Origin of the sequence: Kitasatospora sp. NPDC101235 (assembly GCF_044767505.1) — a bacterium.
Lineage (GTDB): Bacteria > Actinomycetota > Actinomycetes > Streptomycetales > Streptomycetaceae > Kitasatospora.
In genome coordinates this window covers 563000-578643 of sequence record NZ_JBIWNZ010000001.1, presented here as the reverse complement: position 1 = coordinate 578643, position 15644 = coordinate 563000, and the positions used below count along the sequence as shown (strand labels likewise).

At 73.2% G+C, this 15644-nt stretch carries 13 protein-coding genes; 4 read left to right on the top strand and 9 right to left on the bottom strand.

The window, feature by feature from the left end:
* The first annotated feature begins 32 nt into the window (after nt 1-32).
* Both ACIRRH_RS02690 and ybaK read left to right on the top strand, forming a co-directional pair.
* Nucleotides 33-770, top strand: a complete 738-nt coding sequence (locus ACIRRH_RS02690; RefSeq protein ID WP_403061085.1) for an LON peptidase substrate-binding domain-containing protein — start codon at nt 33-35, stop codon at nt 768-770.
* Between the two features lie 22 nt (nt 771-792).
* Nucleotides 793-1287, top strand: coding sequence for a Cys-tRNA(Pro) deacylase (ybaK, locus tag ACIRRH_RS02685; RefSeq protein ID WP_403060660.1), 495 nt, complete (start codon nt 793-795; stop codon nt 1285-1287).
* Nucleotides 1288-1366: 79 nt separating this feature from the next.
* Here the strand turns inward: ybaK and ACIRRH_RS02680 are convergent, their stop codons facing one another.
* The 6 genes from ACIRRH_RS02680 to ACIRRH_RS02655 all read right to left on the bottom strand — a co-directional run bounded on the left by ACIRRH_RS02680 (nt 1367) and on the right by ACIRRH_RS02655 (nt 7819).
* Nucleotides 1367-2110, bottom strand: a complete 744-nt coding sequence (locus ACIRRH_RS02680; RefSeq protein ID WP_403060657.1) for a hypothetical protein — start codon at nt 2108-2110, stop codon at nt 1367-1369.
* A 145-nt stretch (nt 2111-2255) separates the two neighbouring features.
* Nucleotides 2256-3065 (bottom strand): ABC transporter permease, encoded by an 810-nt coding sequence (locus ACIRRH_RS02675; protein ID WP_403060654.1) that lies wholly within the window; start codon nt 3063-3065, stop codon nt 2256-2258.
* Nucleotides 3062-4060: an ABC transporter ATP-binding protein gene (locus ACIRRH_RS02670; protein WP_403060651.1), complete on the bottom strand. Its 999-nt coding sequence runs from the start codon at nt 4058-4060 to the stop codon at nt 3062-3064. Before ACIRRH_RS02670 ends, ACIRRH_RS02675 begins: the two co-directional genes overlap by 4 nt.
* Nucleotides 4061-4163: 103 nt before the next feature.
* Nucleotides 4164-5465: an NYN domain-containing protein gene (locus tag ACIRRH_RS02665; protein WP_403060648.1), complete on the bottom strand. Its 1302-nt coding sequence runs from the start codon at nt 5463-5465 to the stop codon at nt 4164-4166.
* Between the two features lie 316 nt (nt 5466-5781).
* Nucleotides 5782-6828: an aspartate-semialdehyde dehydrogenase gene (locus tag ACIRRH_RS02660; protein ID WP_403060645.1), complete on the bottom strand. Its 1047-nt coding sequence runs from the start codon at nt 6826-6828 to the stop codon at nt 5782-5784.
* Nucleotides 6829-6931: 103 nt separating this feature from the next.
* Entirely contained in the window at nt 6932-7819 is an 888-nt protein-coding gene (locus tag ACIRRH_RS02655) for a dihydrodipicolinate synthase family protein (RefSeq protein WP_403060642.1), read from the bottom strand.
* Nucleotides 7820-7972: 153 nt separating this feature from the next.
* On the opposite strand from ACIRRH_RS02655, the gene ACIRRH_RS02650 reads away from it, so the two are divergent.
* Nucleotides 7973-8860, top strand: coding sequence for a LysR family transcriptional regulator (locus tag ACIRRH_RS02650; protein WP_380769412.1), 888 nt, complete (start codon nt 7973-7975; stop codon nt 8858-8860).
* A 95-nt stretch (nt 8861-8955) separates the two neighbouring features.
* Here the strand turns inward: ACIRRH_RS02650 and dnaE are convergent, their stop codons facing one another.
* The 3 genes from dnaE to ACIRRH_RS02635 form a co-directional block, all read right to left on the bottom strand.
* Nucleotides 8956-12489 carry a DNA polymerase III subunit alpha gene (dnaE, locus tag ACIRRH_RS02645; RefSeq protein ID WP_403060639.1) on the bottom strand — a complete coding sequence of 1178 codons (3534 nt, stop codon included), beginning with the start codon at nt 12487-12489 and terminating at the stop codon, nt 8956-8958.
* Between the two features lie 150 nt (nt 12490-12639).
* Nucleotides 12640-13914: a hypothetical protein gene (locus ACIRRH_RS02640; RefSeq protein WP_403060636.1), complete on the bottom strand. Its 1275-nt coding sequence runs from the start codon at nt 13912-13914 to the stop codon at nt 12640-12642.
* A gap of 3 nt (nt 13915-13917) precedes the next feature.
* Nucleotides 13918-14976, bottom strand: a complete 1059-nt coding sequence (locus tag ACIRRH_RS02635; RefSeq protein ID WP_403060633.1) for a hypothetical protein — start codon at nt 14974-14976, stop codon at nt 13918-13920.
* 303 nt (nt 14977-15279) lie between these two features.
* On the opposite strand from ACIRRH_RS02635, the gene ACIRRH_RS02630 reads away from it, so the two are divergent.
* Complete coding sequence (locus ACIRRH_RS02630; protein ID WP_403060630.1) at nt 15280-15597, top strand: DUF6191 domain-containing protein; 318 nt, start codon at nt 15280-15282, stop codon at nt 15595-15597.
* The last annotated feature ends 47 nt before the right edge of the window (nt 15598-15644 follow it).

Genomic DNA, 15644 nt, shown 5'->3' with positions numbered 1-15644 from the left:
CGCGCGACAAGGCCCCCGTCCGGGGAACTACGCTGTCCGCCGTGACAGAACGGCTGCCGCTCTTCCCGATGAACACCGTGCTCTACCCGGGCCTGGTGCTGCCCCTGAACGTCTTCGAGGAGCGCTACCGCCGTCTCGTCGCCGACCTGCTCGAACAGTCCGAGGACACCCCCCGGCGGTTCGGCGTGCTCGCGATCAAGGACGGCCGGGAGGTCGCTCCGGTCAGGCCCGAGGAGGGCCCGGCCGGTCCGCTGGACGGCCTCGGCACCGTCACCGGGGACCCGCTGGAGGCGATCTTCCCCATCGGCTGCGTCGCCGACGTCGCCTCCGTCCAGCACCAGCCGGACGGCCACTACGAGCTGCTGGTCACCGGCACCACCCGGTTCCGGCTGTGCTCGGTGGACGCCTCCGGCCCGTACCTGACCGGCGAGATCGAGCCGATCGAGGAGCGCCCCGGCGAGGGTTCCGGCGCGCTGGCCTCCGAGGTCGAGCGGGCGTTCCGGGTCTACCAGAAGCGCCTGGCCGGTGCCCGCGAGGCCAGCACCGTCGGCCACCAGGACCTCCCGGACGACCCCCAGGTGCTCTCCTACCTGGTCGCCGCCGCCTCGGTGTTCGAGACGCCGGTCAAGCAGCAGCTGCTCGCCTGCCCGGACACCGCCCAGCGGCTGCGCGCCGAACTCGACCTGCTGCGCCGCGAGACCGCCGTCCTCAGCTGGCTGCCCTCGCTGCCCGCCGTCGACCTCACCCGCCAGTCCTTCAGCCCCAACTGACCGAGGACCTTGAGGACCCCGCATGGCCAAGAAGACCAGGAAGGGCGGCCAGGGCACACCCGCCACCGTCGCCCTGGAAGCCGCCGCCGTCCCGTTCACCGTGCACGCCTACGACCACGACCCGGCCGCCGCCTCCTACGGCGGCGAGGCCGCCGAGGTGCTCGGCATCGCCCCCGAGCGGGTCTTCAAGACCCTCGTCGCCGACGTGGACGGCACCCTCACGGTCGGCGTGGTCCCGGTCGCCGGCCAGCTCGACCTCAAGGCCCTGGCGGCGGCCGTCGGCGGCAAGCGCGCCGCCATGGCCGACCCGGCCGCCGCCGAGCGCAGCAGCGGCTACGTCCGCGGCGGCATCTCGCCCCTGGGCCAGCGCCGCCCGCTGCGCACCGTCGTCGACGCCAGCGCGCTCGGCCACCCCACCATCTACGTCTCGGCGGGCCGCCGCGGACTCGAAGTCGAACTCGCCCCCACCGACCTCGTCTCCCTCACCGGGGCCCGCACCGCCCCCATCGCCCGCTGAGAACACCCCCGCGCCCTCACAGCAGGGGCGCGGGGAACCCGTGCGGGGCGGAAGGCACCGCCCCCGCACGCGGCGACGCTCAGTGCCCCGTACCGCTCCCCGTCTCCGTACCGCTCCCCGTCCCCGGCCCGTCCCACGGCCCCAGCGGAGCCCCCGCCGGAGCCGCCCCCATCGGAGCCCCCCAGTACGGCGGCGGGTCCTCCTCCCGCTTCCCGAACGCCGCGGAGAGCATGAGCAGCACCACCATCGCCGTCATCGGCCACACCAGCAGCGCTCCCAGCGCCCCCAGGTCGATGCTCGCGTCGAAGTGCCCGCCGTCGCCGACCCTCCGGGCCTCGCCGATCAGGTCGCTGCTCGGCCCGAGCCACCGCCCGATCCGCCAGGCCCCGATCGATCCGAGCAGCCCGCCGATGGTCAGCCCCAGCGCGACGGAGATGCCGCCGCCGCGCCGCCGGGTGACCAGGAAGGCCCCGAGCGCGGTCACGATGCCGGCCCCCAGGGCGATGAGCACGAACAGCGCGTCGGCCCCGGCCCGCTGCTCCCCTTCGGGGTCCGCGTAGAGGATGCGGTCCCCGTCCACCACCAGCGGCACCTTCGGCGCCAGCCAGGCCCACAGCCCGGCCACCACCAGGCCGGCCACCAGGCAGGCGATCACGACCCCGGCCCCGACCCGGACCTCCGGCAGCAGCCGCTGCCCCAGCGGGGTCGTCCCGTGCCCGAGGTCGGTGACCCCCTGCGGAGGCGCGAACGGGTCGGACGCTGCGTCCGGCACGGCCTGCACATCGGCGGGCGCGGGATCCGGAGGTGTGTTCGGTACGGTCACAGGCCCCATCGTTTCACGACGGCCACTCGAACGACCCACCACACCCACTCGGCGCCCTGCCACGAAACGGCCTGCCGGGAAACGCCCCGGCACGAAACACCCCGACGCGAAACGGCCTGCCACGAATCGGCCCGCTGGGAACGGCCTACCGCGAGACCGCCCGCCGGTACGCCCACGTGGCGACGGCCAGCGACACCACGCCCACCCCGGCGCAGACCGCCAGGTCCCCGAGGACCAGCGCCCAGTCCGGATCCGGCGTGAAGGTCCGCGCGAAGGCGTCCACCCCGTACGTGGACGGCAGCAGGTCCCGCAGCCACTGCACCGGCTGCGGCAGGTGGTCCACCGGCAGCACGCCCAGCAGCAGGGCGGCCGACATCCCGAGCTGTCCGAGCATCGTCGCGATCTCCTGCCGGGGTGCCAGCAGCCCGCAGGCCGCCCCCAGCCCCGACAGCGCGGCCCCGGCCAGCGGCACGACCGCCAGCAGCACCCACAGCTGCCCGAGCGGCAGCCCGAACATCACCGCCCCGATCGCCGCCGTGGCGACCGTCCCCGGCAGGGTGAAGGAGGCGTACGCGGCGGCCGCCCCCAGGACCACCGAGGCGGCCGGCACCGGCAGGGTCGCGTAGTGGTCGAGCCCGCCGGTGGCCCGCAGCTTGCCGAAGTACTGGGCGAGCAGGTTCAGCGCGACGAACGCCACCACCAGCACGCTCGACCCGGCGACCACCGACCGCGCCTCCGAGGACTGCCCGGCGTCCACCACGCCCCGCATCATCACCAGGATGCCCACGGACTGGAAGGTGGCCACGAACAGCAACGGGATGCGCGCCACCCGCGCCCGGGCGAGCTGCGCCCGGTAGACGGCCGCGAGCGCCGGCAGCAGCCTGGCCGCGGGGGCGAGCGGGGCGGGGGCGGCCGTGGACCGGTCGGTCCGCGGGGGCACCGAGAGCAGCGTCACTTGGCCAGTCCTCCGTGGCGGCCACCCAGCTTGAGGTAGGCGTCCTCAAGGCTCGGGGTGGCGAGGGTGAAGTCGTCGAGCGCGGCGAAGGCCGGGCCGGTGGTCACGGCGGCGACCAGTTCGCGGGCCTGCTCGGGGGTGGTGCGGACGGTCCAGCGGCGCCCGGTACGCTCGGCCCGTTCGCGCAGCGCGGCGACGGCGGGCACCCCGAGCGGCGCCTCGTCCCGCCAGACCAGGTCGAGCCGGACGTCGCCGTCCACCAGCGCCTTGAGCCCGCCGGGCGTGTCACAGGCGATCACCCGGCCGTCGTCCACCACGGCGACCCGGTCTAGCACCGTCTCCGCCTCGATCACGTTGTGGGTGACCAGCAGCACCGTCGTCCCGTGCTCCGCGCGGCGCCGGTCGACGGCGCTCCACACGGCCCGCCGGGCGACGGGGTCCATCCCGGTGGTGGGCTCGTCCAGGACGAGCAGCGGCCGCTCCCCCACCAGGGTGGCCGCGAAGCAGGCGAGCCGCCGCTGTCCGCCGGACAGCTTGGCGAGCGGCCGGGTGGCGATCGGCTCCAGCCCGAGTTCGGCCAGGACGTCCGCGGCCGCGCTCCGGGCCTGCGCCCGGGTGAGCCCGCGCAGCCGCCCGGTGGTCTCGGCGGCGAGCGCCACCGTCAGTTCGTCCAGCGCGGTGGACTCCTGCCCGAGGTAGCCGAGCAGCCGCGCGGCCCGCTCGGGGTGCCGCACGATGTCGTGGCCGAAGAGTTCGACGGATCCCGAGTCGGGGCGCAGCAGCCCGGTGAGCTGGCGCACCAGCGTCGACTTCCCGGCTCCGTTGGGCCCGAGCAGCCCGAAGATCTCGCCCGGCCGTACGGTGAGGCTGATCCCGTCGTTGGCCCGGATCTCGCCGGCGGCCGCGCCGCGCCCGCTGCGGTAGGTCCTGACCAGGTCGCGCACGGCCACGCACGGCAGGGGTTCCTCGGGTGCTCGCCCGGCCGTCTCGTTCACGACCGAAGACTCTACGCGCTCATACGGGCGAACCGGACAACGGGGCCCGGCTCCACCCCCGGCCGACGGATCGGTCGGCGGATCGGTCGACGGATCGGCCGGCTCAGTCGTCGACGACCATCGACCCGCCCGGCACCCGCGCCGCCAGTTCCTTCCAGAACCCGGCCCGGATGGCGTAGCGGTCGTGCTCGTCGATCTGGTCGTCCTTGTGCGCCAGCAGCCCGAAGCGGGCGGCGTAGCGCAGCAGCTCGCCGTCCACCCGGTGCGGGATGCGCGGGTAGTCGGGCCAGAGCGTGGTGAGTCTTTCGGCGTCGCCGACGCGTTCGCTCCAGCGGCGGGCGAAGACCTGCCCGACTTCGTGGGCGTCGCCGCCGATGGAGGTGATGTCCTCCTCGCGGTCCGCCCAGCGCTGCTCGGCGGTGGTGAGCTGGGCGAGGGTGGGCAGGCTGTCGCCGGCGGTGACGGCGGGCTCCGGGGCGGGCCGGTCCACCCAGCCCCGGTCGGAGGACCACCGCAGCACCGGCCCGGTCTGCGCGACGGCCCCGTGCCCGTTCGCCCCGTGCCCGTTCGCCCCGTGCCCGTTGGTGCTGTGCCCGCTGGTGCCGTTCGCCACCGGGGTGATCGGGGTGACCGAGGAGGCCCGCCCGGCCAGGTCCTTCGGCGTCGGTACGACCTTGAGCGCGGCCGCGGCCGGCTGCGGCCCCCCGTTGGCGGCGGGTGCGGCGCTCGCCGGGGCCTCGGCCGCGGCTGCGGGGCGGACCACCGGCGGCACCACGGTGGGCAGCGCGGCGGGTGGGGCGGCGAGGATCTTGGCGATCTCCTGCCGGGCCCCCTGGGCCGGGAACATGCTGGAGTGCTCGCGCAGCGAGAAGGACCCCTCGATCCACTCCCGGTCCAGCACCCGCCGCTCGTCCGCCTCGCCGACCAGGTCCTCGGACTGGTTGAAGTCGCCGTCGGCGGCCTGGAGGGCCCACAGATGGACGGCCACGCCGTGTTCCTTGGCGGTCATCATGCCGGGCAGCAGGTCCCCGTCGCCGGTGATCAGCACGACGTCGGCACAGGCCCGGTTGCGGGCGAGTTCGGAGAGTTCGGCGTGCATCGCGGCGTCCACGCCCTTCTGCACCCAGCGCCCCTCGGCCCGGGTGAGCGCGCCGAGCCGTACGGTGACCCTGGGCAGCACCCGCAGCCGCCGGTGCTCGGGCATCGGGCGCCGGTCGGGCGCGGCGTCGAACCAGTAGATCCGCAGCAGCGGCAGCCCGGTCTCGGCCTCGGCGCGCTCGCGCAGCGCGGTGATCAGGGCCGTGTGGTTCACGGTGACCTTGGAGCGGGACGGATCCCCCGCGAGCAGGCTGGCGGCGGCGCCCAGCAGGTATCCGGCGTCCACCAGGACGACACAGCGGTCCATCGCGCACCTCTTTTCGCTCGCCCTCGGAATCTGTCGGGTGGGTCGATTCGGGAATGGGCGGTCCGCCCGCCGTCCGGGCGTGCCGAGGTGAGGGGCCCCCGTCGTCGCCCGATCGTTGGGTCACCTTTTACCCGCGGTTCGCCTGCCGAACCTCGCCGGTTGTCCCGGTCCGGCAACAGCCGGCCCGACGTGGAGCGACGGGGCGGCGCGGCGACAAGAAGGCGGGCCCCGTTCAACGACGAGGCCCGCCCGAGGTCACGCAGCGGTGCTCCGACCGGCGGACGCCGCTGGTCGGCCGGTGGTCGGCCGGTGGGGCTCAGCCCCTGAGCTCGGCGGCGACCAGCTCGGCCAGCTGGACGGCGTTCAGGGCGGCACCCTTGCGCAGGTTGTCGTTCGAGACGAACAGCGACAGGCCGTTGTCCACCGTCTCGTCCACCCGGATGCGGCCGACGTAGCTCGGGTCCCGGCCGGCGGCCTGGAGCGGGGTGGGAATGTCGGACAGCTCGACGCCGGGGGCGCCGCTGAGCAGCTCGACGGCGCGCTCGGGGCTGATCGGGCGCTCGAAGCGGGCGTTGATCTGCAGCGAGTGGCCGGAGAAGACCGGGACCCGCACGCAGGTGCCGGCGACCTTCAGGGCGGGAATGCCGAGGATCTTGCGGCTCTCGTGGCGGAGCTTCTGCTCCTCGTCGGTCTCGTTGGAGCCGTCGTCCACGAGGGAGCCGGCCAGCGGGACCACGTTGAAGGCGATCGGCCGCTGGTAGACCTTGGGCTCGGGGAACTCGACGGCACCGCCGTCGTGGGCGAGCGCGGCGGCACCGTCCACGACCTTGGCGGCCTGGTCCTGGAGTTCGGCGACGCCGGCCACACCGCTGCCGGACACGGCCTGGTAGGTGGAGACGACGAGCGCGGCCAGGCCGGCCTCCTCGTGCAGCGGGCGCAGCACGGGCATGGCGGCCATGGTGGTGCAGTTCGGGTTGGCGATGATGCCCTTGGGGCGGTCCGCGATGGCCTCGGGGTTGACCTCGGAGACGACCAGCGGGACCTCGGGGTCGCGGCGCCAGGCGGAGGAGTTGTCGATCACCACGGCACCGGCCGCGGCGACCTTGGGGGCCAGGGCCTTGGAGGTCGAGCCGCCGGCCGAGAAGATCACGATGTCCAGGCCGGTGTAGTCGGCCGTGGCCGCGTCCTCGACGGTGATCTCGGTGCCCTGCCAGGGCAGCGTGCGCCCGGCCGAGCGGGCCGAGGCGAACAGCCGCAGCTGCTCCACGGGGCCGATTCCACCGGGAAGTCCGGCGCGCTCCGCCAGGATCTCGCGGACCACGCCGCCGACCTGGCCGGTGGCACCGACAATGCCGATCTTCATCTCCGACTACTCCTCTGAATGGTGCTGTTCACAGCCGCACTCTGCCCATCATGCCTTGTCACGCGGGTGGGACGGCCTGGCGTTCCACGGTGTGAGAGCGCGCCTACTGGTCCAGACCACTGGCGAGGGCCAGTGCGGCGCGGACCTCCGCCTCCCCGGCCGGCAGCAGCGGCAGCCGCACGTCCGGGGTCGGGATGCGGCCCTGGGCGTGCAGCACGCCCTTGGTCACCGTCGGATTCGGCGCCGTGAAGGCGGACAGCGCCAGCCCGGTCAGCCGGTGCCCGAGCGCCCGCGCCCGCTCCACGTCCCCGGCCTGCCAGGCCTCGACCAGCTCGACGAACCGGGCGGTCGCCAGGTGCGCGGAGGCGAGGATGCCGCCGGCCGCGCCGAGCGCCAGCATCGGCGAGAGGTAGGCGTCCTCGCCCGTGAGAAAGGCGAACCCCTCGGGGGTGTCGGCGAGCAGCTCGGCGGCCGTCTGGTCCAGCCCGCCGGTCGCGTACTTGACGCCCACCACGCCCTCGATCGCGGCGAGTTCGCGCAGCGCGGCGGTGGAGAGCTGCTGCCCGGTGCGGTACGGGATGTGGTAGACGAGCAGCGGCAGCGGGCTGCTCGCGGCCAGCGCCCGGAAGTGCGCGACCGTCCCGGCCTCGCCGGCCCGGACGAAGGACGGCGTGGTGACCAGCGCCGCCGCCTGCGGCACCCGAGCGCCGAGCGCGGCCAGCGCCTCGCCGACGGCCCGGGTGTCGCCGCCGGAGGCGCCGACGGTCAGCTGCGCCCCGCGCGCGGCGCAGGCGGCCGCGGCGACGTCGACCACCGCGTCCCGCTCCTCGGCGCTCAGCGCGGCCGGCTCGCCGGTGGTGCCGAGCGCGACCAGTCCGGCCGCCCCGGCGTCCAGGACCTCGTGTGCGAGCTTCTCCAGCGCGTCGAGGGCGACGGAGCCGTCGGCGGCGAAGGGGGTGATCAGGGGGATGTGGATGCCCTTGAGTTCCATGCCAACGATCCTGCGGCCCGCCGATCGCCCAGGTCCAGTTCACATTTCCGACGCTTCTCGTAAGCTGAGCCGATGCTCGACACCGAAGGGCCGCGAAGGGACTCGGAACCAGGTCTCGGGGGCGGGTCTCGGGGCAGGCCCTAGGCTGGCCCGATGCTGGATGTCCGACGCCTGCGCCTGCTGCGCGAACTCGCCCACCTCGGCACCATCGCGGCCGTCGCCGAGGCGCTCTCCTTCAGCCCCTCGGCGGTCTCCCAGCAGCTGTCCGTCCTGGAGAAGGAGGCGGGCGTCCCGTTGCTGGAGCGCACCGGGCGGCGGGTCACCCTCACCCCGGCCGGGCGCAACCTGGTCCGGCACGCCGAGGCGGTGCTCGCCCTGCTGGAGCAGGCCGGCGCCGAACTCGCCCACGCCAAGCGGGGGTTGGCCGGTCCACTGCGGATCGGCACCTACCCCTCGGCGGCCCGGGCGATCATCCCGGCGGTGCTCGCCGAACTGGCCGGCTGGCACCCGGGGCTGGAGCCGATGGTCACCGAGGTGGACCCGGCGGCCGTCGGCGCGGCGCTACGGGCGGGCGAGCTGGACGTGGCGCTGGTGCACGAGTACGACCTCGTCCCGACCGACCCGGAGCCGGGCCTCGCGGTGACCCGCCCGGTCTTCACCGAGCCCATGTACCTGGCCGCCCGCACCCCGGGCACCGTCGCCGAGCAGCGCGGCGCGCCGTGGATCATGTCCCCGCCGGACACGCTCTGCCACACCATGGCCGTCCGCGCCTGCGAGGCGGCGGGCTTCGCGCCCCGGATCCGTCACCAGATCGACGACTTCACCACCGTGCTGGCCCTGGTGGCGGCCGGCCAGGGCGTCGCCCTGGTCCCCCACCTGGGCACGGCCGGGCCCCCGCCCGGCGTCGTCCTCACCCGCCTGCCGATGTACCGCCGCACCCGCGCCGCGTTCCGCGCCGGCGCCGGCTCCCACCCGGCCATCTCGGCCTTCGTCTCGGCCCTGCACACGGCCGTCCCGCCGGGGCTCGGCAGCGGCGCCTGAGGCCCCCGCCCGCCCCTCTTCTTTCACTTCCCCCCCGAAACGGAAGTTCCCCGCGCCCGAAGGGGCGCGGGGAACTGCGCGAAGCACGTCCGACGTCATCCCGCCAGACAGCTCGGCCCGAGCAGCTGCTTCAGGTCCCCGAACAGCGCCGGGTCCGACTTCACCCGGTGCCGGTCGAGCCGCAGCACCGTGGTCTTGTTGCGGCTCTCCAGCCGCACCCGTACCTCGGTGGTGCCGCGGTGGCTCCCGAGCACCTCGCCGAGCCGGGCCACCAGCGGCGGGGTGACCTTCCCGCTCGGGATGTTGATGGTGATCGGCGCCTCGGCGTGCGCGTTCGACAGGTCCGGGACGGACAGTTCCATCCCCATCAGTCGCGGCACGTCCTCCCGCTTGTCCAGCTTGCCGCGCACGAAGACGACGGCGTCCTCGACCAGTTGCGAGGACACCAGCTGGTAGCTGGCCGGGAAGAACATGCAGTCGATCGAGCCCGCCAGGTCCTCGACCGTCGCGATGGCCCAGGCGTTGCCCTGCTTGGTCATCTTCCGCTGGAGGCCCGAGATGATGCCGCCGATGGTGACGATCGTCCCGTCCGGCCGCTCCGCGAGGTCGGCCACCGCGCAGTCCGCCTTGTCGGCGAGCACGTGCTCGATGCCGTGCAGCGGGTGCGAGGAGACGTACAGGCCGAGCATCTCCCGTTCCTGGGTGAGCAGGAAGGACTTCTCCCACTCCTCCTCGGAGAACACCACGTCCAGCCCGAAGCTCGGCTCGTCCGCGGTGGCGTCGCCGCCGAAGAGGTCGAACTGTCCCTCGGCCTCCTTGCGCTTCACCCCGACGACGTTGTCGATCATCGGCTCGAACTGCGCGCTCAGGCCCTTGCGGGTGTGCCCGAGCGAGTCGAACGCACCGGCCTTGATCAGCGATTCGACGGTCCGCTTGTTGCAGACCACCGACTCCACCTTGTCCAGGAAGTCCGGGAAGGACGCGAACTTCCCCTTGGCCTTCCGGGTCCGGATCATCGACTCGACCACCGGCCCACCGACGTTGCGGATGGCGGTGAGGCCGAAGCGGACCAGGGTGTCACCGTGCGGGGTGAAGTCCGAGTCCGACTCGTTGACGTCCGGCGGCAGCACCTGGATGCCCATCTTGCGGCACTCGTTGAGGTAGACCGCGGACTTGTCCTTGTCGTCCTTGACGGAGGTGAGCAGCCCGGACATGTACTCGGCCGGGTAGTTGGCCTTGAGGTAGGCCGTCCAGTACGAGACCAGCCCGTAGCCGGCGGTGTGCGCTTTGTTGAACGCGTAGCCGGAGAAGGGGACGAGGACGTCCCACACGGCCTGGATGGCCGCGTCCGAGTAGCCGCGTTCGCGGCAGCCCTTCTGGAAGGGGACGAACTCCGCCTCCAGGATCTCCTTCTTCTTCTTGCCCATGGCCCGGCGCAGCAGGTCCGCCTGGCCGAGCGAGTAGCCGGCCAGGATCTGCGCGGCCTTCTGCACCTGCTCCTGGTAGACGATCAGGCCGTACGTCGGCCGGAGCACCTCCTCCAGGGGCTTCTCCAGCTCCGGGTGGATCGGGGTGATGTCCTGCTGGCCGTTCTTGCGCAGCGCGTAGTTCGTGTGGGAGTTGACGCCCATCGGGCCCGGTCGGTACAGCGCCAGGACCGCGGAGATGTCTTCGAAGTTGTCGGGCTTCATCAGCCGCAGCAGCGAGCGCATCGGCCCGCCGTCGAGCTGGAAGACGCCGAGCGTGTCACCACGGGCGAGGAGTTCGTAGGTCGGCTTGTCGTCCAGGGGCAGATCAAGCAGGTTGATCTTGATGCCCTTGTTCTTCTCGATCGCCTTGACGGCGTCGTCCATGATCGTCAGGTTGCGCAGGCCGAGGAAGTCCATCTTGAGAAGGCCGAGGCCCTCACAGGTCGGGTAGTCGAACTGCGTGATGGTGACGCCGTCGGTGTGCCGGGTCCAGACCGGGATGTGGTCGGTCAGCGGCTCGGCGGACATGATGACGCCTGCGGCGTGCACACCGGGCTGGCGGATCAGGCCCTCGATGCCGCGCGCGGTGTCGATGACCTTCCTGACGTCCGGGTCGGTCTCGTACAGCCCGCGGATCTCGCCGGCCTCGCTGTAGCGGGGGTGCGAGGAGTCGGTGATGCCGGAGAGCGGGATGCCCTTGCCCATGACGTCCGGCGGCATCGCCTTGGTGATCCGGTCGCCCATCGCGTACGGGTAGCCGAGGACTCGCGAGGAGTCCTTGATGGCGGCCTTCGCCTTGATGGTGCCGTACGTGACGATCATGGCGACCTTGTCGGAGCCCCACTTCTCCGTCACGTAGCGGATCACGTCACCGCGCCGACGCTCGTCGAAGTCGATGTCGACATCGGGCATCGAGATGCGCTCGGGGTTGAGGAAGCGCTCGAAGATCAGGCCGTGCGGGATGGGGTCGAGGTCGGTGATGCCCATCGCGTACGCGACCAGCGAGCCGGCCGCCGAACCACGGCCGGGGCCCACCGCGATGCCCTGGCTCTTGGCCCACATGATGAAGTCGGCGACCACGAGGAAGTACGCCGGGAACCCCATCTGGATGATGGTGTCCATCTCGTACTCGGCGAGCTTCTTGTGCTCCTCGTCGTACCCGCCCGGGAAGCGCCAGTCCATCCCCTCCCAGACCTTGGACTTGAAGAAGTCCGCCTCGGACTCGAAGCCCTCCGGGATGGGGAAGCGGGGCATCAGGTTCTTGAACTTGAACATGCCCTCGGTGTCGACCCGGGAGGCGACGAGGAGCTGGCTGTTGCGGCAGCCCTCCTGCCAGGCGTCCGAGGAGTCGAGGGCGTACATCTCCGCGGCGGACTTGATGTAGTAGCCGGTGCCGTCGAAGCGGAAGCGGTCCGGGTCGGACAGGTTCTTGCCGGTCTGGACGCAGAGGAGGAGGTCGTGCGCGCCGGCGTCGGCCTCGGTGGTGTAGTGCGAGTCGTTGGTGACGACCGGGGGGATGTTCAGCTTCTTGCTGATCTCCAGCAGCCCGTCGCGGACCCGCTTCTCGATGTCGAGGCCGTGGTCCATCAGCTCCAGGAAGTAGTTGTCCCTGCCGAAGATGTCCTGGTAGTCGGCGGCGGACTTCAGGGCCTCGTCGAACTGGCCGAGGCGCAGCCGGGTCTGCACCTCGCCGGAGGGGCAGCCGGTGGTGGCCATCAGGCCGCCGGAGAGGTCGGAGATCAGCTCCTTGTCCATCCGGGGCCACTTCACCAGCCAGCCCTCGGCGTAGGAGCGCGAGGTCAGCTTGAAGAGGTTGTGCAGGCCCTCCTTGTTGCGGGCCCAGATGGTCTTGTGGGTGTACGCGCCGGACGCGGAGACGTCGTCCCGCTTCTGGTGCGGCTGGCCCCACAGGATGCGCTTGGTGTTGGAGCGGGACTCCGGGGCGACGTACGCCTCGATGCCGATGACGGGGGTGATCCCGGCGGCGGTGGCCTGCTTGTGGAACTCGGCGGCGCCGTACATGTTGCCGTGGTCGGTCATGGCCACGTGGGTCTGACCGAGGCGCTCGACCTCCTTGAACATCTGCTTCAGCCGGGCGGCACCGTCCAGCATCGAGTACTCGGTGTGGACGTGCAGATGCGCGAACGGCTGGTCGCTCAAGGCGGGGCCTCCGGAGGCTCTGGTGCTGGTCTGGTGGGCCGGCGAACGTGCAGGTCACAGGGGGCGCCTCTGGAAACGGAGGTGGCCTGGAAATGGATGTGGCCCGGAGCACCTCGCGGGGTCCGGACCATCACTCACACGTTCACGTGTCTACTCTAGCCCCCTTCGAACGGCTTCCCCGTCCGCCGGGAGGGGCGCCCAGGCCGGCCCGGCGAGTCGCGCCCCGGCGGCTTCGCGGACCTCGGACTCCTCCATCGGATCGTCCCGCAGGTGGGCCAGGCGCTCCCGCACGCCGGGGCGGTCGGGGGCCCGCTCGACCCCCAGCAGCCGGGCTTCGGCCTGGGAGTCCCAGAGCGACTCGACGTACGCCTCGTCCAGTCCGGCGGGGTCGATGGCGGCCAGCGCCCTGAGGTAGGCGGGGCGCTCGTACGAGTGCGGGGTGCGCACCCAGAAACGGCGGAGGAAGGGGACGGCTCCGGCGGCCTCGGGCCCGAGGCGGGCCAGGCCCTGCGCCATGAGCATCGGGCCGCACCAGGTGCGGTGCGCCCAGTCCTTCTCCAGCTCGGCGAGGAGCACCGGGACGTCCTGCGGCTCCCCGTGCTCGGCCAGCACCCTCAGGCCCTCCCAGGCCAGCCAGCGGGTGTCCGAGGCCGCCCAGTCGCGGGCGGCGGGCATGGCGTGGACGCCGAGCCTCGCCAGGAGGCCCGTCACCAGCGGCAGCGCGTGCCTGCCGTCCGCCGTGCCGAGCGAGGGGACGAGCGGGACCAGGCCGGGCTCCGGGGCGCGGTGGTGGTAGAGGACGTACATGGCGTCCGTCCTGCGCTCCTCCGGTGAGCCGGGGTCGGCGATGACCTCCAGGAGTTCCGCGTTCGTCGGCTCGGCCGGCGGGTCGGGCCGCGGGGGCCGGCGTTCCGGGGTGGGGATGGAGACGCCCCAGTGCTCCCAGGCCTTCGCCCAGGGCGTCGGGTCGTCGTCGCCGCCGAGGCGTGCCCGCGCGACGTCGCCCAGGTCCGCCCACCACTGCACCGGCCAGCGCTCGGACACGGACTCCAGGACGGACAGCCACTGCTCGCCCTCGCGGATGTACGCCCGCAGGATGTCCCGCGCCTCGCCGGAGCCGGCGAGCGCCAGCTGTTCGAGGATGCGGGCGACCTCCTCGGCGTCGTGGCCGTCCGCGGCGGCCGCCAGTGCCTCGGCGACCGGGGCGAGCGGGAGGGCCAGGTCCCGGAGGAGCCGGGCGAGGTAGACGCGGCGCTCGTCGACCAGCCAGTCCCAGCGCCAGTCCGTACGGATGCAGGCGTACACGGAGTCGGCGGCGGTGGGGTCCTCGGCGGCCAGTTGCGCGCCCAGGCCCCGGCCGCGTTGCAGCAGGCCGAGGAGGGTGTCCACCGGCGCGTAGGCGTACGGGTCCGTCTGCTCCGGCATGCGCTACACCAGCCCGGCGAGTCGTGCCCCGGCGGCCTCGCGGACCTCCGGTTCCTCCATCGGATCGTCCCGCAGGTACGTCAAGCGGGCCCTCACGTCGGCCCGGTCGGGGGCGTGCCCGACGCCGAGGAGCCGGGCTTGCGCCTCGCAGTCCCACAGTGACTCGATGTACGCCTCGGCCGTGCCGGCGGCCCCCATCGCCGCCAACGCCTCCAGGTAGGCGGGGCGCTCGTACGAGTGCGGGGTCGAGAGCCAGAAGCGGCGCAGCAGGGAGACGGCGTCGGCGGCCTTCGAGCCGAAGCGCGCCAGGCCGCGCGCAAGGGTGTCCGGGCCGCACCAGGCCTGGATCGCCCAGCGCCGCTCCAGCTCGGCGACGAGGGCCGGTATGTCACTCTCGTCGCCGTGGCCTGCCAGCACCGCGAAGCCGAGCCCGGACAGCCAGCCCTGCTCCGAGGTCGCCCACTCCCGGGCCGCTGGTACGGCTTGCTCGGCGAGCTGCTCGACGGCCCTCCCCAGATACGGCACTTGCCGGGTGCCGTCGGCGGCGCCGAGCCGGGGCGCCAGCGGGATCAGCGCGGGCTCCGGCGGGCGGAGCGACAGTGCGCGCAGAGCGGCTCCCTTGGCGCGTTCGGATTCCTCCGGATCGCGCAGCAGGGCGAGCAGGCTCGCGTTGTCGCGGTCAGGGTGCGGATCCGTCATGCGGTGACGCGGAGTCGGCTCGTCCTCCTCCGCAACGATGTCCGGCAGTGCCGCCCGGGCTTCCTCCGAGCCGCCGAGCACGAGCAGCTCCAGAACGCTGGTGGCTCGGTACCGGGTGTCCTCGTCGCCGGACAGGAACTCCACCACCGGCGCGAGCGGAAGTTCCAAGTCCCGGATCAGCCGGGCGAGGTAGAGGTGCCGGTCGTCGACCTGCGCGTCCCACCGCCAGTCCCAGCGGATGCAGCCGTGGACCAGGTCGGCGACCGAAGCCCGGTCCTCGGCGGCTATCAGTGCGCCCTGGCCCCGGCCGCGCTGGAGGAGGCCGGGGAGGGTGGTCGCCGGTGCGTAGCGGTCGGTGTGCATGGGGTCCATCGTGCCCCAGCCCCCGGAGCACGGGCGGCGGGGGCCGGCGGTCAGGCGCCCTCGTCGGGCGGGACCGCACGGAGGGCGGTGACGACACCCAGGGCTTCCCACTCCTCGCGTAACTCGTTCGGGTGAAGGCGAGTTGAGCCCCTCGCCCCCACCCCTGCGAGGGGCCGCACCCCGCCTCCTGCCCCGCCCCCGCCGCGCGGGAAGTCGGCCGAGCCGACTTCCCGCACACGCACGCCCCTTCTCCTCCTCCAGGGAACTGGCCTGCCACCACGGCACGTTGGGGCCGACATGGTGATGACGGCGAGTCTGCTCCTCATGGCGGTGCTGGTGATCGTGCCCTTCACGCTCGCGTCCGCCCGGCACGTCATCGTGCACTCGGGCCGCCCCGGATGGCTCTCCCGACGGCTCTCCGCCCGCGCCCGAACCGGCGAGCTCGGCCTCGGCGCGACCGCCACCGAGGAGTTGCACGCCTTCCTCAACGCCAACAAGCGCGTCCAGATCGAGCAGCGCCAGGCCCGGCTCACCCTGCGGGACGACGACCACGCCGGCGCCCCGCCCCGCACGGGCATCGACCTCGACGGTGGCACCGCGCTCATCCCGCCCCGCCGGTAGCCCCGCGCAGGAAGTCCCGGACCCGCCGGCCAGGGGCACGCCCTGTG